Source organism: Methylobacterium crusticola (genome assembly GCF_003574465.1).
GTDB classification, from domain to species: Bacteria; Pseudomonadota; Alphaproteobacteria; order Rhizobiales; family Beijerinckiaceae; genus Methylobacterium; species Methylobacterium crusticola.
In genome coordinates this window covers 1-21,888 of sequence record NZ_KZ984618.1, presented here as the reverse complement: position 1 = coordinate 21,888, position 21,888 = coordinate 1, and the positions used below count along the sequence as shown (strand labels likewise).

The 21,888-nt window shown below is 75.5% G+C and carries 21 protein-coding genes; 9 read left to right on the top strand and 12 right to left on the bottom strand.

The window, feature by feature from the left end; translation table 11 throughout:
- Nucleotides 1-60 precede the first annotated feature (60 nt).
- Complete coding sequence (locus DT057_RS01720) at nucleotides 61-2,031, bottom strand: potassium transporter Kup (RefSeq protein ID WP_128560397.1); 1,971 nt, start codon at nucleotides 2,029-2,031, stop codon at nucleotides 61-63.
- A 183-nt stretch (nucleotides 2,032-2,214) separates the two neighbouring features.
- Nucleotides 2,215-3,528, bottom strand: coding sequence for a flavodoxin-dependent (E)-4-hydroxy-3-methylbut-2-enyl-diphosphate synthase (gene ispG / locus DT057_RS01715; protein WP_128560396.1), 1,314 nt, complete (start codon nucleotides 3,526-3,528; stop codon nucleotides 2,215-2,217).
- A 289-nt stretch (nucleotides 3,529-3,817) separates the two neighbouring features.
- Between ispG and DT057_RS01710 the strand changes: the two genes are divergently transcribed.
- Nucleotides 3,818-4,930: a patatin-like phospholipase family protein gene (locus DT057_RS01710; RefSeq protein WP_128560395.1), complete on the top strand. Its 1,113-nt coding sequence runs from the start codon at nucleotides 3,818-3,820 to the stop codon at nucleotides 4,928-4,930.
- Here the strand turns inward: DT057_RS01710 and DT057_RS01705 are convergent.
- Nucleotides 4,911-5,630: a class I SAM-dependent methyltransferase gene (locus tag DT057_RS01705; RefSeq protein ID WP_128560394.1), complete on the bottom strand. Its 720-nt coding sequence runs from the start codon at nucleotides 5,628-5,630 to the stop codon at nucleotides 4,911-4,913. The genes DT057_RS01710 and DT057_RS01705 overlap by 20 nt on opposite strands.
- A 43-nt stretch (nucleotides 5,631-5,673) precedes the next feature.
- Complete coding sequence (locus tag DT057_RS01700) at nucleotides 5,674-6,801, bottom strand: glycosyltransferase (RefSeq protein WP_128560413.1); 1,128 nt, start codon at nucleotides 6,799-6,801, stop codon at nucleotides 5,674-5,676.
- Nucleotides 6,802-7,080: 279 nt separating this feature from the next.
- On the opposite strand from DT057_RS01700, the gene DT057_RS01695 reads away from it, so the two are divergent.
- Nucleotides 7,081-8,277 (top strand): DNA topoisomerase IB, encoded by a 1,197-nt coding sequence (locus DT057_RS01695; protein WP_128560393.1) that lies wholly within the window; start codon nucleotides 7,081-7,083, stop codon nucleotides 8,275-8,277.
- Nucleotides 8,278-8,431: 154 nt separating this feature from the next.
- On the opposite strand, the gene DT057_RS01690 is transcribed toward DT057_RS01695, so the two are convergent.
- Together DT057_RS01690 and DT057_RS01685 are read right to left on the bottom strand one after the other, a co-directional pair.
- Entirely contained in the window at nucleotides 8,432-9,097 is a 666-nt protein-coding gene (locus tag DT057_RS01690; RefSeq protein ID WP_128560392.1) for a LuxR C-terminal-related transcriptional regulator, read from the bottom strand.
- Between the two features lie 327 nt (nucleotides 9,098-9,424).
- Nucleotides 9,425-10,327: a GGDEF domain-containing response regulator gene (locus DT057_RS01685; RefSeq protein WP_128560391.1), complete on the bottom strand. Its 903-nt coding sequence runs from the start codon at nucleotides 10,325-10,327 to the stop codon at nucleotides 9,425-9,427.
- 144 nt (nucleotides 10,328-10,471) lie between these two features.
- Between DT057_RS01685 and DT057_RS01680 the strand changes: the two genes are divergently transcribed.
- Nucleotides 10,472-10,792: a hypothetical protein gene (locus tag DT057_RS01680; RefSeq protein ID WP_128560390.1), complete on the top strand. Its 321-nt coding sequence runs from the start codon at nucleotides 10,472-10,474 to the stop codon at nucleotides 10,790-10,792.
- A gap of 35 nt (nucleotides 10,793-10,827) precedes the next feature.
- Here DT057_RS01680 and DT057_RS01675 read toward each other — a convergent pair whose 3' ends face one another.
- On the bottom strand, nucleotides 10,828-11,931 hold the full coding sequence (locus DT057_RS01675; protein WP_128560389.1) for an asparaginase: 1,104 nt from the start codon (nucleotides 11,929-11,931) through the stop codon (nucleotides 10,828-10,830).
- Nucleotides 11,932-12,214: 283 nt separating this feature from the next.
- Between DT057_RS01675 and DT057_RS01670 the strand changes: the two genes are divergently transcribed.
- Entirely contained in the window at nucleotides 12,215-12,400 is a 186-nt protein-coding gene (locus DT057_RS01670; protein ID WP_128560388.1) for a DUF3606 domain-containing protein, read from the top strand.
- Nucleotides 12,401-12,505: 105 nt separating this feature from the next.
- Here the strand turns inward: DT057_RS01670 and DT057_RS01665 are convergent, their stop codons facing one another.
- The 4 genes from DT057_RS01665 to DT057_RS01650 all read right to left on the bottom strand — a co-directional run bounded on the left by DT057_RS01665 (nucleotide 12,506) and on the right by DT057_RS01650 (nucleotide 16,818).
- Nucleotides 12,506-13,810 (bottom strand): amidase, encoded by a 1,305-nt coding sequence (locus tag DT057_RS01665; RefSeq protein WP_128560387.1) that lies wholly within the window; start codon nucleotides 13,808-13,810, stop codon nucleotides 12,506-12,508.
- Nucleotides 13,807-14,652: a hypothetical protein gene (locus DT057_RS01660; protein ID WP_238313845.1), complete on the bottom strand. Its 846-nt coding sequence runs from the start codon at nucleotides 14,650-14,652 to the stop codon at nucleotides 13,807-13,809. The genes DT057_RS01665 and DT057_RS01660 overlap by 4 nt, the downstream gene beginning before the upstream one ends.
- A 5-nt stretch (nucleotides 14,653-14,657) precedes the next feature.
- A complete protein-coding gene (locus DT057_RS01655; protein WP_128560386.1) occupies nucleotides 14,658-15,338 on the bottom strand; it encodes a DUF2848 domain-containing protein in 681 nt (226 codons plus the stop codon).
- 154 nt (nucleotides 15,339-15,492) lie between these two features.
- Nucleotides 15,493-16,818, bottom strand: coding sequence for an MFS transporter (locus tag DT057_RS01650; protein ID WP_128560385.1), 1,326 nt, complete (start codon nucleotides 16,816-16,818; stop codon nucleotides 15,493-15,495).
- A gap of 121 nt (nucleotides 16,819-16,939) precedes the next feature.
- Between DT057_RS01650 and DT057_RS01645 the strand changes: the two genes are divergently transcribed.
- From DT057_RS01645 to DT057_RS01625, 5 genes are all read left to right on the top strand, one after another.
- Nucleotides 16,940-17,578: a GntR family transcriptional regulator gene (locus DT057_RS01645; RefSeq protein WP_128560384.1), complete on the top strand. Its 639-nt coding sequence runs from the start codon at nucleotides 16,940-16,942 to the stop codon at nucleotides 17,576-17,578.
- A gap of 207 nt (nucleotides 17,579-17,785) precedes the next feature.
- The gene (locus DT057_RS01640) at nucleotides 17,786-18,697 is read left to right on the top strand and encodes an HpcH/HpaI aldolase/citrate lyase family protein (RefSeq protein WP_128560383.1); all 912 of its coding nucleotides are present in this window, start codon (nucleotides 17,786-17,788) and stop codon (nucleotides 18,695-18,697) included.
- Entirely contained in the window at nucleotides 18,694-19,188 is a 495-nt protein-coding gene (dut, locus tag DT057_RS01635; RefSeq protein ID WP_203236158.1) for a dUTP diphosphatase, read from the top strand. The genes DT057_RS01640 and dut overlap by 4 nt, the downstream gene beginning before the upstream one ends.
- A 68-nt stretch (nucleotides 19,189-19,256) precedes the next feature.
- Entirely contained in the window at nucleotides 19,257-19,730 is a 474-nt protein-coding gene (locus DT057_RS01630; RefSeq protein WP_128560411.1) for an RrF2 family transcriptional regulator, read from the top strand.
- Nucleotides 19,731-19,925: 195 nt separating this feature from the next.
- Entirely contained in the window at nucleotides 19,926-20,975 is a 1,050-nt protein-coding gene (locus tag DT057_RS01625; protein WP_128560382.1) for an HD-GYP domain-containing protein, read from the top strand.
- 87 nt (nucleotides 20,976-21,062) lie between these two features.
- Here DT057_RS01625 and DT057_RS01620 read toward each other — a convergent pair.
- Nucleotides 21,063-21,888 (bottom strand): EAL domain-containing protein (locus DT057_RS01620; protein WP_244937328.1); only part of this gene is annotated, 826 nt, incomplete at both ends.

The following is a 21,888-nucleotide window of genomic DNA, read 5'->3' as shown; positions in this document are numbered from 1 at the left end:
GGCGGGACGGCCCCGCCGGCGCCGGCCCCGCGCGCCTACGGCGCCGGCCCCTCCGCGCGCCTACACGGTCACCTGCGTGCCCACCTCGACCACGCGCCCGGTCGGGATCTGGAAGAAGTCCGTGGCGTCGTTGGCGTTGCGCGCGAGGGTGATGAACACGCGGTCCTGCCAGAGCGGCATGCCGGACTGCGCCGCTGGCCGGATCGAGCGGCGGGAGAGGAAGAACGACGTCGCCATGATGTCGAACTTGAAGCCCTGCTTGCGCAGAAGGGCCAGCCCCCGGGGGATGTTCGGCGATTCCATGTAGCCGAACTTCATCACGACCTTCCAGAAATGCGGCCCCAGCGGCTCGATCCGGATGCGGTCGGCGTCGGCGAGGCGCGGCAGGTCGATGGTCTTGACCGTGAGCACGACGTTCTTCTCGTGCAGCACCTTGTTGTGCTTCAGGTTGTGCAGCAGGGCGGCGGGCGCGGTCTCGGGGTCGCTGGTGAGGAAGACCGCCGTCCCCTTGACGTGGTGGGGCGGGCTCTTCTCCAGCATCGCCACGAGCTCGGTCAGCGGCACGTCGGTCTTGCGGGTCTTGTTGAACAGGATGGTGACGCCCCGCACCCAGGTCCACATCAGCAGCACGAGGCCGCCGGCGAGCAGCAGGGGCATGTAGCCGCCCTCGAACACCTTGAGCAGGTTCGAGGCCAGGAACAGCAGCTCGACGGCGATGAACGGCACCATGGCGGCGCCGGCGGCGAGCGGCGACCATTTCCAGGTCCGCCACAGCACCAGGAAGGCGAGGCCCGCGGTGATCAGCATCGTGCCGGTGACCGCGATGCCGTACGCCGAGGCGAGCGCGCTCGAGGAGCGGAACAGGATCACCAGCACCACGACGCCGAGCATCAGCAGGGTGTTGATCTGCGGCAGGTAGATCTGGCCGGAATGCGATTCCGAGGTGTGGCGGATCTCGAGGCGCGGCAGCAGGCCGAGCTGCACCGCCTGGCGCGAGAGCGAGAAGGCGCCGGTGATCACCGCCTGGCTGGCGATGACGGTCGCCGCCGTGGCGAGCAGCACCATCGGCAGCAGGCCCCATTCGGGCACGAGCTGGTAGAAGGGGTCGGTCGTGTCGGGGTTCGCCAGGACCAGGGCGGCCTGGCCGAGGTAGTTGATGGCGAGGGCCGGGCCCACGAGGGCGATCCAGGCGGTCTGGATCGGGCGGCGGCCGAAATGGCCGAGATCCGCGAACAGGGCCTCGGCCCCGGTGACCGCCAGGAACACCGCGCCGAGGGCCACCAGGGCGCCGGTGCCGTGGCCGAGCAGGTAGTGCACCGCGTGCCAGGGGTTGAGCGCCCAGAGCACGCCCGGCGTGCGGGCGATGTGGGGCAGGGCCGCCAGGGCCAGGGTGGCGAACCAGACCAGCATGATCGGGCCGAAGAAGGTCGCCATCCGGCTGGTGCCCCGGCTCTGGACCAGGAACAGCGGCACGATGATCGTGATGGTGATCGGCAGGACGTAGTGCTCGAGGGCCGGCGTGACGAGCTTCAGCCCCTCGACCGCCGACAGCACCGAGATCGCCGGCGTGATGATGGCGTCGCCGTAGAACAGGGCGGCGCCGAACAGCCCCAGCATGAACACGATGTGCGAGCCGCCGAGGGCCTTGCGGGCGAGCGCCATGAGCGAGAGGATGCCGCCCTCGCCCTTGTTGTCCATCTGCAGCAGCAGGATGACGTACTTGACGGTGACGATCAGCACCAGGGCCCAGAGCAGCAGCGAGACGGTGCCGAGCACCTCCTCGGCGGTCAGGACGCCGTCGGCCCGGCCGGGGGCGAGGGCCTCCCGGAAGGCGTAGAGCGGGCTCGTGCCGATGTCGCCGTAGACGACGCCGACCGAGCCGAGGAACAGGGTCCAGAAGCTCGCCCGGGCGTGCCCGTGGCCCTCGGCCTCGTCGACGCTGCCGGCCGGCGTCGGCGGGCCTCCGCTCTGGGGGGTGAGTGTTTCGGGCGGCGCAACGGGTCCGCCCGTGGGTGCGGCTGACTGGGTCATGTCTGATCGGGGGTGCGCCCGCCGGAGGCCGCGAGTGCCGCCAAGCGCGCTTCGGGGCCGGTTGGCGGGCTCAGTCCTTGGGGATCGGGTGCGTCCGTCGCCGATCCCGAATGTGGCAGGATTGTAGCACGGGCCCGGGGGGGCGCAAGGCGGGCCGCCCCGCGCCGCGGCGGCCCGCCGCGGCTACTCGGCCGCGCTGCGCCGCCCCTGCCCGAAGCGGCGCTCGATGTAGTCGATCACGATGGTCTCGAAGTCCTTGGCGAGGGTCGCGCCGCGGAGCGTCATGGCCTTCTTGCCGTCGATGAAGACCGGCGCGGTCGGCGTCTCGCCGGTGCCGGGCAGCGAGATGCCGATGTCGGCGTGCTTGGACTCGCCCGGCCCGTTGACGATGCAGCCCATCACGGCGACGTTCAGCCCCTCGACGCCCGGATAGGTCTTGCGCCATTCCGGCATCGAGGTGGTGATCCAGTTCTGGATGTCGCGGGCGAGCTCCTGGAACACCGTCGAGGTGGTGCGGCCGCAGCCCGGGCAGGCCGCCACCAGCGGCACGAAGGTGCGAAAACCCATGGTCTGGAGCAGCTCCTGGGCGACCTTCACCTCCACGGTGCGGTCGCCGCCGGGCTCGGGCGTCAGCGAGTAGCGGATGGTGTCGCCGATGCCCTCCTGGAGCAGCACCCCGATCGCCGCGGAGGCGGCCACGATGCCCTTCGAGCCCATGCCGGCCTCGGTGAGCCCGAGGTGGATGGCGTAGTCCGAGCGCCGGGCGACCTCGCGGTAGACCGCGATCAGGTCCTGCACCGCCGAGACCTTGGCGGAGAGCACGATGCGGTCCTTGGGCAGGCCGATCTCCACCGCCCGGTCGGCGGACAGGATCGCGGACTGCACCATCGCCTCGCGCATCACCGCGCGGGCGTCGCGGGGCCGGGCCGAGCGGGCGTTCTCGTCCATCATGTGGGTCAGGAGCGCCTCGTCGAGGGAGCCCCAGTTGGCGCCGATCCTGACCGCCTTGCCGTAGCGCGCCGCCTGCTCGACGATGGTGGCGAACTGGAGGTCCTTCTTCTCCTTGAAGCCGACGTTGCCCGGGTTGATCCGGTACTTGGCGAGCGCCTCGGCGCAGGCCGGGTGGTCGGTGAGGAGCTTGTGGCCGATGTAGTGGAAGTCGCCGACGAGCGGCACGTGGACGCCGATGCGGTCGAGGCGCTCGCGGATCCTCGGCACCCCGGCGGCGGCCTCGTCGCGGTCGACCGTGATGCGCACGACCTCGGAGCCGGCGCGCGCCAGCGCGGCGACCTGCGCCACCGTCGCGTCGACGTCGGCGGTGTCGGTGTTCGTCATCGACTGGACGACGATCGGGGCACCCCCGCCCATCGTCACGGCGGCCTCGCCGTCTCCGATCCGCACGCCGACCGTGCGGTGCCGGGGACGCGGCCCCGCGATCTCGGGGGCGGCGTCCGCCGGGTCGCCGGCAAGCGCGGCGAGGGCTTCCATGGCTTCCATCGGGTCCCTTCGGGGTCGGTTCGGTCGCGACCAGAAACGCTTAGCTGATCCTGCGCGCGCGCCGCGTCAAGCATGTGACGCCGCCGCGGGCCCGGATCCGGCCGATCCGGCCGCCTGCGTGCCGCGCGCGCCACGGCCCGGCGGGCCGCCGGCGCGGGTGCGGGCCCCCGCACCGGGGCGCCGCTTCATGTCGCATCCGGGCCGGCCTGTCGAGGCCGGAACCCTCGCGCGGGGTGCGGCTTTGCACTGCACCAATTGCTATTGCGATGCAACACACCACATCTCGGCCATGATGAGCACAGACACGACGCAGAGCCCGGCCGCGGCGGATCCGGTCGGCATCGAGGCGGCCGCGGGCCCGGGCTCGGGCGAGGGGGCCGGGCGCGGCCTCTTCGGCCCGCGGGCCGAGAAGGGCGTGGCGCTCGCGCTCCAGGGCGGGGGCGCCCACGGCGCCTTCACGTGGGGCGTGCTCGACGCCCTCCTGGAGGACGGCCGCCTCGGCTTCGAGGCGATCACGGGCGCCAGCGCCGGCGCCATGAACGCCGTCCTCCTGGTCGACGGCTGGATCAAGGACGGCCCGGACGGCGCCCGCTCGCAGCTCGAGGCGTTCTGGCGCGAGGTCAGCCTCGATGCCGACCTCAGCCACGCGCAGCAGACCGTGGTGGACGGCGTGCTGAGCTTCTGGAAGCGCACGCCCGTGGGGGCGTTCTGGAACGTGGTGTCGAGCCCCTACACGTCGAACCCGCTCAACATCAACCCGCTGCGCCGGGCCCTCGTCGACAAGGTGGATTTCGAGGCGCTGCGGACCTCGCGGGCGGCGCAGCTCTACATCTCGGCCACCAACGTCTGGACCGGCAAGATCGCGGTGTTCGAGCGGCCCGACCTGACGCCCGACCACGTCATGGCCTCGGCCTGCCTGCCGACGGTGTTCCAGGCGGTGGAGATCGACGGCGTGCCGCACTGGGACGGGGGCTACCTCGGCAACCCGCCCCTCTACCCGCTCTACCACGGGGCCGAGACCCGCGACATCCTGCTCGTCCAGATCAACCCGATCGAGCGGCGCGAGACGCCCCGGACCCCGCAGGCGATCCGCGACCGCCTGAACGAGATCACCTTCAACGGCAACCTGCTGCGCGAACTGCGCGCCATCGACTTCGTGGGCGACCTGATCGACCAGGGGGCCCTGGGGCGCAGCAACAGCTACAAGCCGCTCCTCCTGCACCGCATCGACGGCAGCGGCGGCCTCGACGACTTCGCCGCCTCGACCAAGCAGAAGGCGCAGTGGCCGTTCTTCCTGACGCTGCGCGACACCGGCCGGGAGGCCGCCAGGGCCTGGCTCGCCCAGCACTACGACGCCGTCGGCCGGGAGAGCACCCTCGACCTCAAGGCGATGTACGTCTGACCGGGCCCCGGCCGGCGGCGATGCGGGCCGCCGCCGGGGCGTCCGGGCCGCCTCCCGCCGCGAACCGCCACACCCCCGTCTCCTTGATCTCGGCATCCTCCAGCGCCCGGGTCACCGGCACCGCGTAGGTGGCGAGGCTCACGAGGCGGCTCCGCGGCAGGTAGGCCCGGCCCGGGTCCCCGATCAGCACCCGGGCGCCGCGGGCGTGGAGCCCCTCGAGCCAGCCGGAGACCCGGGCCGCGAGGTCGCGCTCGTAGAAGATGTCGGCCGCGAGCACGCAATCCCAGCCCTCGTCGCGGCCCACGAGGTCGGACGCCGCCGCCTCGACGCGACCGGCGACGCCGTTCTCGGCCGCGTTGAGGCCGATCGCCGCGAGCGCGAAGGGGTCGAGGTCGCTCGCCCGCACGGCGGCCGCCCCCGCCATCGCGGCCGCGATGGCGACGAGGCCGGAGCCCGACGCGAAGTCGAGCACCCGCGCGCCCGCGACCGTCTCGGGATGGTCGAGGACGTAGCGCGCGAGCGCCTGCCCGCCGGCCCAGGCGAAGGCCCAGAAGGGCGGCGGCAGGCCGATCGCGCCGAGCTCCTCCTCGGTGCGGCTCCACAATTCCGTGGCCTCGTCGGCGACGTGGAGGCGGATCGCCGGCGCGTGCGGCACCGGCCGCAGGCGGGTATGGGCCCGGATGAACGCCGCTGGCTCCATCAGGCGGGGCCCGCCGGGCCGGCTCGCGTCGGGCCGGGGCGCATCAGGCGAGGTCCGCGTAGATCCGCAGCACCGCCCCGGCGACCGCCGCCTCGGTGAAGCCGCCGGCGAGGACGCGCGCGCGGGCGGCCTCGCCCAGGCGGGCGACGAGGGCGGGATCGGCGGCGAGCCGCGCGAGCGCCCCGGCGAGCGCTGCGGGGTCGTCCGGCGGCACCACGAGGCCCTCGACGCCGTCCCGCACCAGCGCCCGGCAGCCCGGCACGTCGGTGGTCACGATCGCCCGGCCGCAGGCGGCCGCCTCCAGGAGGGCGCGGGGCAGGCCCTCGCCGCCCCGGGAGGGCAGGCAGGCGACGTGGCTTGCCCCGAGCACGCCCGCCACGTCCGCCGTCGGCCCGTGCCAGGCGACGCCGTCGCGGGACCAGTCCCGCAGGGTCGCCTCGGGGATCGCGCGGCGGTTCGAGGGGTCCGGGGCGCCGTGCAGGGTGAGGGCGACGGCGGCGCCGCCCTCGCGGGCGAGGCGCACGGCCGCGACCGCGGTGTCGACCCCCTTCGACCACAGCATGCGGGCGACGAGGGCGACCCGCAGGGGCGGCTGGGCCGGCAGGGGCCTCGGCGTCCAGGCCGCGGGATCGACGCCCGCGCCCCCCACCACGGTGACGCGGGTGTCGGCCGGGTCGAGCCCGAGGAGCGCGGCGTCGTCCGGGTTCTCGAACAGGTACCGGGTGCGGGCGGTCTCCAGCGGACCGCGGATCAAGTGGCGCAGGGCCGTCCGCCCCAGGCGCCCGGCCGCGTCGCGGCGCGCCCCGATGAGGCCGAGGCCGGTGAGCGCGTAGACCCGCCGGGGAATGCGCGCCAGGGTGGCGGCGGCCCCGCCGACCAGGATGCCCCGGAGCGCGATGCAGTGGACGAGGTCGGCCTCGAGCGCCGTCAGGATCGCGGCGAGCTGGCCGGCGGCGTAGCCGGCCGCCATCGGGTTGAGGCTGGAGCGCTCCGCCTCCAGGGCCACCACCCGGGCCCCCGTGGCGGCGATCGCGTCCCGGTGGGCCCGCACCCGGGTCACCACCGCGACGGCGTGGCCGGCCGCGACCGCCGCCCGGGCGAGCGGCAGGAAGTGGGAGGCGAAGAACCAGTCCTCCGTGACCACGAAGGCGATCGTCCTGCGCCCCGGCATCCCGGTCGCGTCCGCGGTCGCGGCGTCCCCTGGCTCCACCCCGATCGTCCCCCGCCTGCCCGGCCCCCTCCCTACAGCGCCCCGGGCCCGGCGTCGCGGCCAATCCGCCGGCCGGGCGCGGCCCCGCGGGCCGCGAGGCCCGTCCCCGGGCCACGGGGTGTTTTCCCCGGGCCACGAGGTGTTTTCCCCGGGCCACGAGGTCTTGCCGCAGGCCTCGTCAGGAACCGGGCCCGGCGGGCCTCAGTTGAAGCACACCAACGAACCGTGAGGCCTTGCCCCATGCTGTCGGATCCCGAATCGGCGGACGCAGTCGCCGAGGATCGCGTCGACACCAAAGACGCCGCCCGCGAGGCGGGCCTGCGCTACGTCAGCGACGAGGAGCCCGGCTACCGCCGCAAGCGGAGCGGCCGCGGCTTCGTCTACGTCGATGCCGCCGGCGCGCGGGTGCGGGACGCGGCCGTGCTGGCGCGGATCAAGGCCCTGGCGATCCCGCCCGCCTACACCGACGTCTGGATCTGCCGCCACGCCAAGGGCCACATCCAGGCCACGGGGCGCGACGACCGGGGGCGCAAGCAGTACCGCTACCACCCGGAGTTCCGCCAGGCGCGCGAGAGCAGCAAGTTCGCCCACATGATGGCCTTCGCGGACGCGCTGCCGGGCCTCCGCGCGACCGTGCAGGCGGATATGGGCCGGCGCGGCCTCCCCCGCGAGAAGGTGCTGGCGACCGTCGTGCACCTCCTGGAGACGACCCTGATCCGGGTCGGCAACGACGATTACGCCCGGCAGAACAAGAGCTACGGCCTCACCACCCTGCGCGACCCCCACGTCACCGTCGAGGGCCGGGAGCTGCGGTTCCGCTTCAAGGGCAAGAGCGGCAAGACCTGGGAGCTCGCGGTCCAGGACCGGCGGGTGGCCAAGATCGTCAAGGCCTGCCAGGACCTGCCCGGCCAGGAGCTGTTCCAGTACATCGACGACGAGGGCGTGCAGCGCGACGTCACCTCGGCCGACGTGAACGCCTACCTGCGCGAGATCACCGGCCGCGACGTCACCGCCAAGGATTTCCGCACCTGGTCCGGCACCGTGCTGGCGGCCCTGGCCCTGCGGGAGTTCGAGGCCTTCGACAGCCAGGCCGCGGCCAAGAAGAACGTGCGGGCCGCCATCGAGCGGGTCGCCGAGCGCCTCGGCAACACGCCGACCATTTGCCGCAAGTGCTACGTCCACCCCGAGATCCTGGGCTGCTACCTCGAGGGCGAGCTGCTGCTCCAGGTCCAGGAGGAGGTCCAGGCGGCCCTGCGCGAGGACCTCGGCCGCCTGCGGCCCGAGGAGACGGCGGTGCTCGGCCTGCTCCAGGGGCGGCTCGCCGCCGCGGCCGAGCGGGAGGCGCGGCCGGCCGGCCGCGCCAAGCCCGCGGGCAGGGCCGCGAAGGCGGGCGACGGCCGGCCGGCCCGGAAGGCGGCGGCGCGGCGGGCGGCCTGACGCCGGTCGAGCACCCGCGCGGGACCCGGGGATGCGCCCCGGGCCCCGCGCGGGTCCCGTCGTCTCCTCGGGCCGCTCAGCGCTTCGGGCGGCGCGGCGGACCCGGGTCGGCACCTCCGTCGTCGGAGGTCGCGCGGGGAGACCCGCGTCTGAGTCAATGCGAGGTGGCGCCGTGGCCCTCGTGCCGGCCCGGACGCAGGCTCCGGGGCAGATCGCTGTCGAGGACCGGCGCGAGGCCGATCTGGCGGGCGAGCTGGACCAGGTCCTTGAGGCGGCCGGTCTTGGTCTTGCGGCGCAAGTTGAGGCGGTGGGTCTCGACGGTGCGGACGCTGACGGTGAGCCGGCGCGCCACCTCCTTGTTGCTGAAACCGGCGCTCAGGAAGCGCAGCACCTCGGCCTCGCGGGGGGTCAGCCCGAGCGTGGCGGCGGCCGCGTCCCCCGGCGCCTCGGCGCCGCCGCCCTGGAGCGGCAGGCCGCGGGCGAGGGCCAGGATCGCGCCGCAGATCTCCCGCGGGGCCGCCGAGCGGGCCACGAACGCGTCCGCGCCCGCCGCCACGAAGCGGCCGATCTCGGCGGCGTCGGCCGCCAGCAAGGCCACCAGCACCTTCACGTCCGGGTGGCGCGCGCGCAGGGCCGCGACGGCCGAGACGCCGTGCTCGGGCGCGAAGACCAGGGCGACCGTCGCGTCCGCATCGAGCCCGTCCGGCACCTCGCCGGGATCGACGGTGCGCAGTGCGGGCGCGTGTTCGAGCGTTGCCCGGAAAGTCGCGCCGAGATCCGACGGCTCGTTGACGATCAAAACCTTGACGGCTTCACTCATGCCGTTTGCCTCCGTCCCAGCGCGATACATGCGCAGTGCTTACGGAGGGATCTGATCAAGCGGCGTTCCAGCCGCCGCGGGGGTGCAGGCCGGCCGGCCGGCGGGGCCGCGAATCGGGCCCCGCGGGCCCGCCAGACCGGTCCGGCGGGCCGAATCCGCGTCAGAATGTCGCGAATCCAGGGTTGTGCTCGCCCAGTCAGCTAAATCTGGGATCCCCGTCCGGCGGCCTGATCGCCCCAGAATGGGACGGCTCGGGCAGGCCGGGCCGGTCGCAATGGGGCAGCCCGGTCCCCGGGGCCCGGGCCGCCCGCGGGGGCCGGGCGGCGGCTACCCGGCCCGGGCCAGGATCAGGTCGGTCGCCGCCGAGACGACGCGGTTGCGGCCGCCGGTCTTGGCCTCGTAGAGCGCGATGTCGGCCCGCTTCAGGAGGCCCACCACCGTCTCGCCCTCCGACCACTCGCTCACCCCGAAGCTGGCGGTGAGCTGCACCGGCCCGCGGCTGCCCTTGAAGCGCAGCTGCGTGCAGCGCAGCCGCAGGCGTCCCGCCGTCGCCTCCGCGTCCGCGAGCGAGCGGCCCGGCAGCGCCAGCGCGAACTCCTCGCCGCCGAGGCGCCCGGCGATGCCGCCCGCCTCCTCGGCGAGCTCCTGGGAGACGCCCCGGATCGCCGCGTCGCCGACGTCGTGGCCGTGCTGGTCGTTGATCGACTTGAAGTGGTCGATGTCGACGAGGATCATGCCGAGCCGGCCGTGCGCGCCGACGCGGTCCGTCGCCTCGGTCACCCGCTGCAGGAAGGCCCGCCGGTTGAGGAGCCCGGTGAGCGCGTCGGTCTCGGCGAGGCGGATCAGCTGGCGCTGCATCCCGGTCAGGCGCTCGGCGGCGCGCAGGCGGGCGTAGAGCTCCTCGGCGCCCGGCGGTTTGTCGATGAAGTCGTCCGAGCCGCTGTCCAGCGCCTCGGCGAGGTTGCGGGCATTGCGCGCCGACGACATGGTGATGATGTAGAGCGGCCGGTGCGCGTCCGCGAGGAGCCGGGCCGACCAGCACAGCTCCAGGCCGCCGATGGGCCGCACCTCCAGGCTCGTGATCAGGGCGGTCACCGAGGCGTTGTCGGTGACGAAGCCCAGGGCCTCGCGGGAATCCGTGAAGGCGTCCACGCTGTGGCCCCGGGGCGTCAGGAGGCCGCTGATGACCTTGAGAACGACCCGGCTCGGATCGACGACGACGATGTGCATGGCGTCCCCCGGCGCGGGTCCGGCCCGGCGGCGCCCCGCCGCGGCGTGCCGCGGGCCGGCCCGTCGATGTGCCCGGAGAGGAATGTGCGCGCCAAGGCTTAACGGCCCCTCAAGGCGGCGCGCCGGACCGGAGCGGGGCCGGGCATGACCGCCCGGGAGGCGCCGCCCGTGACGCCGGACGGGCGCTACATCGCGGTGCGGGGCCGGCTCTGGCGGCGCGCCGACCCCGGCCTTGACCCGCAGGAGCGGGAGCGGCTGGTCGGCGAGCTGATGCGGGCGCGCCGCGCCGTGCGGGACGCCAAGCCGCAGGGCGGCGCGGCCCTGGCGCAGGCCCGCGCGGCGGTCGACGCGGCCAAGCGCGGCCTGGGCGAGCGCGGGCCGCCCTGGTGGACCGACGGCGCTCCCGACTACACCCGGCACCTCGCCCGCACCACGCCCTACGCCGCCTGGTTCGCGGCGCTCTGAGCGCGGGCGCCGGCCCGCGCGGTTCCCCGCCGGCCTCAATACTCCCAGAAGATGCGCTGCAGCTCCTTGGTGTCGGCCGTCTTCGTCAGGGCGACCGCCGCCAGGATCTTGGCCTTCTGGGGGTTCAGGTCGTGGGCCACCACCCAGTCGTAGGTGTCGTCGGGCTGCTCGGCGTTGCGCAGCACGAAGCCATCGCCGACGCGCGAGGAGCGGATGACCTGCACGCCCTTCTGGCGCGCCTCCTTGAGCGTGTCGACGAGGTAGCCCGCCACCGAGCCGTTGCCGGTGCCCGCGTGCACGATCGCCTTGGCGCCCGCCTGCACGGCGGTGGTGTAGGGCAGGGGGCTCATGTTGCCCGCCCCGTACACGATGGCCACCTCCGGCAGGCTGTCGATCGTCTCTATGTCGAACTCCGAGGACGTGCCGTGGCGCTTCACCGGGGCGCGGAAGAAGTAGGTCCTGCCCTCGACCACCATGCCGAGGGGGCCCCACTGGCTGAAGAACGCGCTCGGCTTGATGTTGATGCGCTTCGACACGTCGCGGCCGGACTGGATCTCGTCGTTCATCGTGACCAGCACGCCCTTGCCCCGGGCCTCGGGGCTCGCCGCGGTGGCGACCGCGTCGGCGAGGTTGAGCGCCCCGTCGGCCGACATGGCGGTGGAGGGCCGCATCGAGCCCACCACCACGATGGGCTTGTCGCTCCTCACCACGAGGTTGAGGAACAGGGAGGTCTCCTCCAGGGTGTCGGTGCCGTGGGTGATCACGACGCCGTCGACGTCGTCCTGCTTGAGCAGGGCCGAGACCCGCTTGCCGAGCTGCACGAGCTGCGCGTTGGTGAAGCTCTCGGAGGCGATCTGGAACACCTGCTCGCCGCGGACGTTCGCGGTCTCGGCGAGGGACGGCACGGCGGCGATGAGCTTGTCCACCGGCACCTTGGCGGCCTGGTAGGTGGCGCTGTTGCTGGCATCCGCGCCCGCGCCCGCGATGGTGCCGCCGGTCGCCAGGATCACCACGCTGGCCTTGCGGGAGGCGGCGCTGCTGCCGGCCTCCGGCATCTCCCGGGCACGGGCGGGCGCGGCGGCGAGGGGCAGCGCCGCCCCGAGCAGGACGGCCGCGAGGGCGAGACGGGGCTGGCGCATGGGCAGGGACACCTTCGGGCGGGAGTGGGGCGCGTGGGCGCTCGGGCGGGACGCAAGGACGAGGCCGCGCCGCGGGCGCCCGGGCCGCACCCGGCCGCCGCCGCCAGCATAGCCGATCCGCCCCCCCGGCGACCCGGCCCGGGCCGGGTCGCCGGGCTCCGTCCTCCCTCAGCGGGACGCGTCCCACAAGAAACTTTCCGCGGCCGCACACGTTGATGAGCGACCATGGTGCGCGCGCCGGGCGCCGGCGCCGCATGGTCGAGCATCACTTCAGGGGTGGGTCATGTCCGAGAGTAACGGTGCTCTGAAGCCGCGCGTCGCGCAGCATATCGATATTCACTGCCCCGATGATCGCGCCTACTGGGCTGAGCACTTCCGCGTGAGCGGGGATGAGCTGCGTCACGTCGTCAAGCTGGTGGGCTCGCGGGTCGCGACCGTGGCGGCGCATATCGGCCAGCCGCAGGGCTGAAGCCCCGGGGCCAGCGCCCCGTGATGCCGGGGCGCCCGGTCCCTCAGGGCCGCTCCCGCGCTCCCCGGGGCCGGTCCCCGGCCGGCGGGGAGCCGGACCGGCGCCTCAGCGCAGTCCCGCCTCCACGGCCGCCGCGATCTCGAGCAGCCTCCGGTCCTGGCCGTGCCGGGCGAGCAGCATCAGGCCGACCGGCCGCGCCCGGCCCTTGAGCGGCAGGGAGATGCCCGTCAGGTCGAACAGGTTCCCCACCATGGTGTTGCGCAGCATCAGGAGGTTCGTGCGCGTGAACGCCGCCTCGTCCTGCGCCACGGCGGCGATCGGCACCGCCGGGATCGCGGTGGCCGGCAGGGCGAGCACGTCGAGGGGGCTGAGGCGGTCGTCGCAGGCGCCGATCAGGCCCGCGCGGGTGCGCAGCATCCGGATGTAGGTCGCCGCCGTGACGGTGCGGCCGCGGCTGATGCGGGCGTGGACCCGGGGATCGAAGGCGGCCTCCTCGGCGTCGATCCAGTCGGCGTGCACCGCCGCGGCCTCCACGGACGCCAGGGGCGCGGGGGCGGTCGCCTCGGCCATCCGCTCGAGGAGGTCGTCGATCGCGACGTCGGCGACCCGCGCGCCCGCCGCCCCGAGCATCCCGAGGGCGGCCTCGAACGCCTGCGCCACGTCCGCGTCGGTCTCGGTGAAGAGCAGGCCGCGCGGCACCCCGATCCGCAGGTCCCGCAGCGGGACCGGCCGGAGCGGCCTCCACTCCTCCCCCGCCAGGACGGCGTCGGCCTCGGCGCAGGCCCGGACACTGCGGGCGAGCGGCCCGATCGAATCGAGGGTGGGCGAGAGCGGGAAGGCGCCGTCCAGGGGCACGCGCCGGGCCGTCGGCTTGAAGCCGACGACGCCGTTGAGGGCCGCGGGAATGCGCACCGAGCCGCCGGTGTCGGTGCCGATCGCGACGTCGCTGGTGCCGAGCGCCGCCGAGACGCCGGCGCCCGAGGACGAGCCGCCCGGCACCAGGCTCGGGTCGGCGGCGTTGCCGGGGTTGCCCCAGTGCGGGTTGAGCCCGAGGCCCGAGAAGGCGAACTCGGACATGTTGGTCTTGCCCAGGATGACCGCGCCGGCCCGGCGCAGGCGCGCCACCACGGGGGCGTCCCCGGCGGCCGGCGCGGCCGTGCGGCGCAGCGCCGAGCCCGCGGTGGTGGGCTCGCCCGCGACGTCGAACAGGTCCTTGATCGACACCATGGCGCCGTCGAGCGGACCGAGGGAGATGCCGGCCCGGCGCCGCGCGTCGGCGGCGTCGGCCGCCGCCCGGGCCGCCTCCGGGTAGAGCGTCGTGAAGACGTGGCGGCTCGCGGGCTCGCCGATCGCCGCGAGGCGGCGCTCGAGGTCGTCGCGGATGGGCGCGGCGTCGCGGGTGGGCGTCATGGGTCGGTCTCCACGGGTCTGGCCGTCGGGTGCGTGAGCAGGATGGCGCCGTTCCAGGCGACGTTGATCAGGAGGGCGAGCGGCAGGCCGAGGGCGGGGCCGAGCCGCTCCACCGTGAGGGCGAGGACGGAGAGGGCCGCCACGAAGCCGAGGAGCCCCGGCAGGCTCAGGATCAGCACCGTCGCGGCGGCCCCGCCCCCGATGCGGGGATGCAGGATCACCGCCAGGCTCACCATCACCACGGGAGCGAAGGCCAGGATGCCGGCGGCCCCGGGCCCGGCCACCCGCCCGGCCACCACGACGCCGGCGACGAGCAGCATCACGATGCCGGCCCGGATCGCGACGTCCCGGGGCCGGCCGCGGCGCGCCGGCGGCACCGCGTCGGTCCCGATGGCGCGCCCGGCCGCCATGCAGGCGAGCACGACGAGCGCCGTGGCGCCCGCCCCGGCGGCGAGGCCCGCCACCTGGCGCAGGAGCAGGGCCGCGGCGACCCAGACGCCGAGCGCGGCGGCGAGGGCGACGGCGAGGCCGTGCCGGCGGGCGAGGCTCGCGTAGGCCACGATGTAGAGGGCGGTCGCGGCGATCGCCGGCAGGCTCGCCACGGCGCTGTCGCGCAGGAAGTCCGGCGGGTGGTCGAGGGCGAGGAAGACGTAGGCCGGCCCGGCCGAGAGCGGCAGGGTCGCGATCATGGCGCCCGCGAGGGGACCGGACCGCTCGACCGCGTAGGAGGCGAGCACCACGACGGCGGCGCTCGCCAGCATCTTGACGGCGAGGATCGCCCAGAACCCGGCGTCGAATCCCGCCGGGCCAGCCGCGAGGGCCGCCCACCACGAGGCCGCCACCGCCGTCAGGCCACGACCGGCAGCACCGCGACGTCGTAGGCGTGGCTCAGGCGCCGTCCCCGCACCGGGTCCTCCAGCTCCATCTCGAAGCGCGCCGCCGGGCGGATGCCCCCGATGGCCCCGAGCGTGCCGCCGAACATCACCGTGCCGGGGGGCAGGCCCGGCCCGTCGGGGCGGCGCGCCATCAGGTCGCCCGGGGTGCGCAGGGCCGAGAGCCGGCCCTCCTGGTAGAGCACCCGCTCGCCGTCGATGACCGCGTGGGCGCGCAGGATCAGCTCGTCCCAGTGGGGCTCGACCTCGTCGAGGCGCCACAGGCCGGCGGCGACCGGCTTGCCGCAGAGCTGCTTGGAGAGCGCGATGCCGGTCGTCTCGGCCTTGCGGTCGGTGTGGTCGGAGCCGAGCCCGAGCCAGAGCCCGTCCGCGAGGGCGACCAGCACCGGCTCCGCCTCGCCGGACGTGTCGGGACCGAGCACCGTGAGGACGGGCGCCTGCGTCAGGAGGGCGGCGGCGACCCGGTAGTAGACCGGCACCGAGGACGGCCGCGGCACGCCGATGGCGGCGAGTTCCTCGATGTGATGGCGGATCGCGGCCTCGTCGCGCCCCGCCCAGCCCCCGATCACCAGCGTCTCCGGGGCGACCGCGATCACGTCCTCGCGCCCGCCGGCGCTGCGGTGGAAGGTCAGCATGATGGGCTCCGTGTCTGGCGCGCCTGAGAGCCGGCGAGGAGGCCTCCCCGGCTCCGAGGCGCGCGATGGGTGAGGCGAGGATCGGCGCCAGGCTCCCGGGCGCCGGGCGCGGGCTCATGAGGCGGCCTGGGGCCAGCCCGCGCCGGGCGCGGGCTCATGGGGCGGCCGGGGCCAGCCCGGCCGCCGCGCCCTCGCGCCAGCGCGCGAAGCCGAAGACCAGGATCGCGGCCAGGAGCTCGAGGGCGGCCACGAAGTAGAGGCCGTTCGTCGAGGTGCCGGTCAGGCTCGTCGACAGCCCGACCATGTAGGGCGCCACGAAGCCCGCGAGGTTGCCGATGGAGTTGATGGCCGCGATGGCGCCCGCCGCCGCGGTGCCGGCCAGGAACGTCTGCGGCAGCGACCAGAACACCGGGAAGGCCGCCAGGATGCCGATGGCCGCGACCGTGAGGGCGACGAGCGCCAGCGCGGCCTGCCCGATGAGCGCCCCCGTGGCGGCGAGCCCCGCCGCCGCCACGAGGCCGGCCGCGGCGCAGTGCAGGCGGCGCTCGCCCGTGCGGTCCGCGTGCGCCCCGGTCCAGATCATCGCGATGGTGCCGGCGATGAACGGGATCGCCGCCAGGAGCCCGATGGCGATGTTGTCGCGGATGCCGATCTCCTTGATGATCGACGGGGTCCAGAACGCGATCGTGGCGTTGCCGCTGACGATGCAGAAGTAGATCAGCGCGCAGAGCCAGACCCGGCCGTCGCGCAGGGCCGCCCGGAAGCTCGCCTCCTTGCCGGCGGCCCGGCCCTCGGCGGCGACCCGCGCGCTCATGGCGGCGGCGACCCGGGCCGGGAGCCAGCGCGCATCGGCCGGCCGGTCGGGCAGGAAGGCCAGGACGGCCGCGCCCGCGACCAGCGAGGGGATGCCCTCCAGGATGAACAGCCACTGCCAGTTGGCGAGGCCCGAGACGCCCCCCATCGTGCCCATGATCAGCCCGGCGAGCGGCCCGCCGACCACCCCCGCGATGGCGAACGAGGTCATGAACAGGCCGTTGATGCGCGAGCGCCGCGCGCTCGGGAACCAGTACGTCAGGTACAGCACCACGCCTGGGAAGAAGCCGGCCTCGAACACGCCGAGCAGGAACCGGACGGCGTAGAACGCCCACTCGGAGCGCACGAAGGCGAGGCTCATGGAGGCCAGGCCCCACAGGATCGTGATCCGGGCCAGGGTCTTGCGGGCGCCGATGCGCTCGAGCAGCAGGTTGCTCGGCACCTCGAACAGGAAGTAGCCGACGAAGAAGATGCCGGCGCCGAAGCCGTAGACCGCCTCGCTGAAGCCGAGGTCGCCCAGCATCTGCAGCTTGGCGAACCCGACGTTCACCCGGTCGATCCAGGCCAGGATGAACAGGAAGACCAGGAAGGGGATCAGCCGCAGGGTCGCCCTGCGGTAGCCCTCCTCCAGCTCGGCCGCGCTCACGTCGTGTTCCACCCTGTCCATGGCTCGTCTCCCGCGGCCGAACGGCGCCGCACGGCGTGCTGGCCTGCAAGTACCATGCCTGTGAAATTTCACAAGCCGTGCTATGGCGGGCGCCGAGGCGGTGCGGCCAGGGGTGAACCGGATGAGTGCGCGCGGGCGCCCCGCGATCTCGCGGAACGAGCAGGCCTACCGGCGCCTGAAGGGCGACATCCTGGCGCTGCGCCTGCGGCCCGGCGACGCGCTCAACGAGGCGGCGCTCTGCGCCGAGTTCGGCATCGGCCGCACCCCGGTCAACAAGGCGCTGCACCGGCTGATGCACGAGGGGCTGGTGCGCATCCTGCCCCGCAAGGGCGTGCTGGTGCAGCCGCTCTCGATGGACGAGTTCGCGCACCTGATCGAGGTGCGGCGCCTGACCGAGCCGCCCTGCGCGGCGCTCGCGGCCGGACGCATCGGCGAGGACGACCTCGCGGACCTCGACGCGCTGCTCGCCGCCCCGGCCGCGGGCCTCGACGCGGTCCTGGAGAGCGACCGGCGCTTCCACGAGACCATCGCGCGCGCCTCCCGCAACGCCGTGCTGGCCGAGGTCCTGAGCGGACTGCACGGCCGCTCGGTGCGGTTCTGGGCCCTGTCCCTCGCCACCGGCCACCACCTCGCCGAGGTGGCGGAGGAGCATGCCGCGATCCTGCGGGCCCTGCGCCGCCGCCGGCCCGAGGACGCCGCCGCCGCCATGGCGGCGCACATCGATTCCTTCGCCCGGACGCTGGCGTCGCGGCTCGGCTGAGGCGCCGGCCGGGCCGCTCCGGGCCCGGCGCGCAGGCCCCGCGCCGCGGAGGGCCGCGCCCGTCGCGGGCGCACCGGCCGCGGCACTAAGTCTTTGCTCGGTCGCGATTTCTGCGGCGGGCCGGTCTCCGCGCCGCCGGAATTTGCTCTAGCCACCCGCCCCCTCGCCGGGGCATATGGGGCGCCGCCACACGGGGAGTTCCGACCGATGACCGACATCCGTCCCCGCCGCAGCGCCCTGCTGGTGCCGGGTGCCGACGAGGCCGCCCTCGCGGCCGCGCGCCGCGGCGCCGCCGACGCGGTGATCCTCGACCTCGCCGAGACGCTGGTGCCCGAGGCCAAGGAGGCGGGCCGGGAGCGGGTGCTGGGCGCCCTGCGGGCGGGCGAGTTCGGCCCGCGCGGCGGGTTCGGCCCGCGCGAGGTGGTGGTCCGGATCAACGGCCTCGACACGCCCTGGGGCGAGGCCGACCTCGCCGCGGTGGCGAAGGTCGCGCCGGACGCCGTGCTGGTGCCGCGGGTCGAGGAGCCCGAGGACCTCGCCGGCATCGGCAGCCGCCTGCGCCGGCTCGGGGCGCCGGAGCGCACCCGGATCTGGGCGGCCCTCGAGACCCCGCTCGCCATCCTGTCGGCCGAGGCGATCGCCAGCGCGGTCCGCGACGTTGACGCGCGCCTCGCCTGCCTGGTGGTCGGCGCCGGCGCCCTCGCCCGCGAGGCGCGGATGCGCCCCGGACGGGTGGACCGGGCGCCGCTCCTGCCCTGGCTGGCGACTGCGCTGGCGGCGGCGAGGGCGCACGACCTCGACCTCCTCCTCGACCCGCCGGACCGGGCGGATCCGGGCGGCGTCGCGGCCGCCTGCGCGCAGGCGCGCGACCTCGGCTTCGACGGTGCCGTGGTGGCGACCCCGGCGCAGGCCGGGACCGCCGACGCGGCCTTCGCGCCCGACCCCGAGGCCCTCGCGGCGGCCCGCGCCCTCCTGGCCGCCGGCGACGCGCCGCAGAACCGGGGCCGCGCGGCCTTCGCGCATGCGGGCCGGACGGTCCTGCGCCGGCAGGCCGACGAGGCCCGCCGCCTCGTCGCCCTGGCGGAGGCGATCGCGCGCCGCGACGGGGGCGCCGCGTGACCCCTGCGCCCGAGGCCGGCCTCGACGTCGCGGTGCGGCTCCTCGATCCCCGCCTCGCCGGCTGGGGCTTTCCCCGCTGGGGCTCGGCGCTCGCCGCCGGGCTCGACCTGCACGCCTGCCTCGAGGCGCCCCTCACCCTGGCGCCGCAGGGCGCGCCGGCGCTGGTGCCGGCCGGCTTCGCCCTCGCGATCCGCGACCCCGCCTGGTGCGCCATGGTGTATCCCCGCTCGGGCCTCGGCCACCGGGAGGGCCTCGTGCTCGGCAACGCCGTCGGGGTGATCGACGCGGATTACGAGGGCCCCCTGATGATCTCGGCTTGGAACCGCAACCCGCCGGGATCGGGTGCCGGCCTGACGATCCGCCCCGGCGACCGCATCGCCCAGCTCGTCTTCACCCGGGTGGTGCGCCCGGCCCTGCGGGTGGTGGAGGCGTTCCCCGCGGACCGCAGCGCCCGCGGGGCGGGCGGCTTCGGCTCCACCGGCCGGGCCTGAGGCCGCAACCCGTGGGACCGCTCCCGTCCGGCGCGCGACGGCCGCCCGCACCCGCGGAGCCGGCCCCGCTGCCCGCCCTCGCGCCGCCGCGCCTCGCCCTCGCCCTGGCGGTCCTCCTCGACATCGCGCTGCACGCCCGCCCGCACCCGGTGAGCGCCAAGGCGCTGGCGGCCCGCCACGCCCTGCCGCCGCGCCACCTCGAGACCGTGCTGCAGGCCCTCGTGCGCGACGGCCTGCTCAAGGGCCTGCGCGGCCCGCACGGGGGCTACGAGCTCGCCCGCGAGCGCCGGCGGATCAGCGCCGGCGACGTCGCCCGGGCGGTGCTGAGCCCGGAGGAGCGGGCGCGCGCCCCGCGCGGGCCGTTCCCGGACGGGACGGCGCGCCGGGACCTCGCCGGGCTCGTGGTCGACCCCCTGGTGTCGGCCGCGGCGGACGCCTTCCTGGCGGCGCTCGATGCCGTCACGGTCGAGGACCTCTGCGGCCGGGCCGAGGCGGCGCGGGTCGCGGGCCTGCCCGCGCCGGCCGCCGACTTCACCATCTGACGCCGGGAGCGCGGCCCGGGGGCCCGGCGCGGGCGGCGGGCGGGAGGGTCAAGGTCCTGATCGCCGGGCGCTTTTTCCGGGCCGGCGCGGAGACCGGCGCGCCCGGGCGGCGGGACGCTTAAAGATCGGTTTAGCAAGTTGAGGCAATCTGCGCGAACATCCGGGGCGGGGTGCGGGGAAGAGGTGCCGGGGACCATGACCAGCGAAGCCGAACCGTCCGTCGTCGTCGTCACGGCCCGGCCCGACCCGACGGCGCTGACCCGGCTCTTCGCCACGGCCTACCCCACCCTGTCCCTTCCGGATGCCGATGCGGCGCTCGCCGCCCTCGCCCGGCGCGCCGCCGACCTCGTGCTGGTGGAGGACCATCCGGCGCTCGACGGCTTCGGGCTGGTCCACGCCCTGCGCCGGCGGCCGCACCTGGCGCGGACCTCGATGATGCTGCTCGCCGCCGGCGACCCCGCGGCGACCCGCCGCCGCGGCCTCGAGGCCGGCGCCACCGACGTGGTGCTGCCGCCCTTCGACGGGTTCGACCTCCAGATCCGCGGCCGCAACCTCGTGGCGCTCGCCCGCGCGCAGGGTGCCGCCGAGGCCCAGGCCCGCACCCTGGCGGGCGAGGTCGAGCGGGCCGTGGCCGAGAGCCACGAGCGCGAGCGCGAGACCATCCGCCGGCTGATGCTGGCGGCGGAGACCCGCGACGACCAGGCGGGCGACCACCTCACGCGCGTGGCCGGCTGCGTGATCGCCATCGCGGACGGGCTCGGCCTGCCGGAGCAGGAGGCGAACGACATCGCCCTCGCCTCGACCATGCACGACATCGGCAAGATCGGCGTCGCCGACAGCATCCTGCGCAAGCCCGGCCCGCTCACCGAGCCGGAGCGGGCCGAGATGATGCAGCACGCCCTGCGCGGCTACCGGATGCTGAGCGACAGCCCCTCGCGCCTGCTGCGGCTCGCCGCCGAGATCGCCCTGACCCACCACGAGCGCTGGGACGGCACCGGCTATCCCCAGGGCCTGAAGGGCGCCGCGATCCCGCTCCCGGGCCGCATCACCGCGGTGGCGGACGTGTTCGACGCCCTGATCTCGGCCCGGGTCTACAAGCCCGGCTGGCCGCTGGAGCGGGCGCGCCGCTTCCTCGAGGAGCAGTCCGGCTCGCACTTCGACCCCGACTGCGTGCAGGCCTTCCTGTCGCGCTGGGACGAGATCGTGGCGCTGGTCGAGGAGCGCCCGGCGCACCGGGCGGCGTGAGGGCGGCGGCGGTCAGACCGCCCGGCGCAGCACGTCCCGGAAGGCGCGGCGGACCGGGGGCGGCTCCGGCCCGTCCGACGCCGGCCNGGGCGCCGGCGGCGCGGCGGGGGGCGACAGCACCTCGGGACGCACCGCCCGGGCCGGCGCGAAGACGGTGCCCTGGGCGAGCGGCAGGTCGAGGTCGATGAGGTCCGGCACGTCGGCCTCGCGCTCGACGCCCTCGGCGATCACCCGGATGCCGGCCCGCGCCAGGGCGGCCGCGAGGTCGGCCGCGCCCGGGGCGAGCAGGAGGCCGACGCCGATCTTGGCGAAGCCCGCCCCCCGCGCCGCCAGCGCCCCGGGGTCGAGGCGCAGGTCCGTGACCCGGTCGAGGGCGAGGCCGATCCGCTCGCGCAGGGCGGCCAGCGCCCCGGCCTGCTCGGCGTCGAGGCTGCGCCAGCTGCGCTGCGGCAGCGCCAGGATCAGGCGGCCGGCGAGCTCGGGGTGCAGGTCGACGAGGCGGGCGACCGCCCGCAGGAAGCCCGGCTCGAACAGCGATCCGGGCGACAGGGCGTAGGCGACCGGCGCGTCGCTGCCTCGGGTCGCGAGGTGGCGGCTCACCGCGGTGACGCGGGCGAGCATCAGCCGGTCGAGCTCCGTGGTGCGCCCGTGCCGCTCCAGCGCCGGCATGAACTCGGCCGGCGTGAGCCGGGTCTCGCCGAGCCGCAGGCGCGCCAGGGCCTCGTAGAACGTCACCTTGCGCTGCGGCAGGCTCACGACCGGCTGCAGGTGGACCTCGAGCCCGCCCGCGCCGAGGGCCGCCAGGATCTCGCCCTCGCCGTCGGGCGCCCGCGCCGCGCCGGCGGGGAGCGGCGTCCCGCCCGCCGGGGTCTCGCCCGACGGGGCGCGCGGGCCGTCGGCGGCGGGGCGCGAC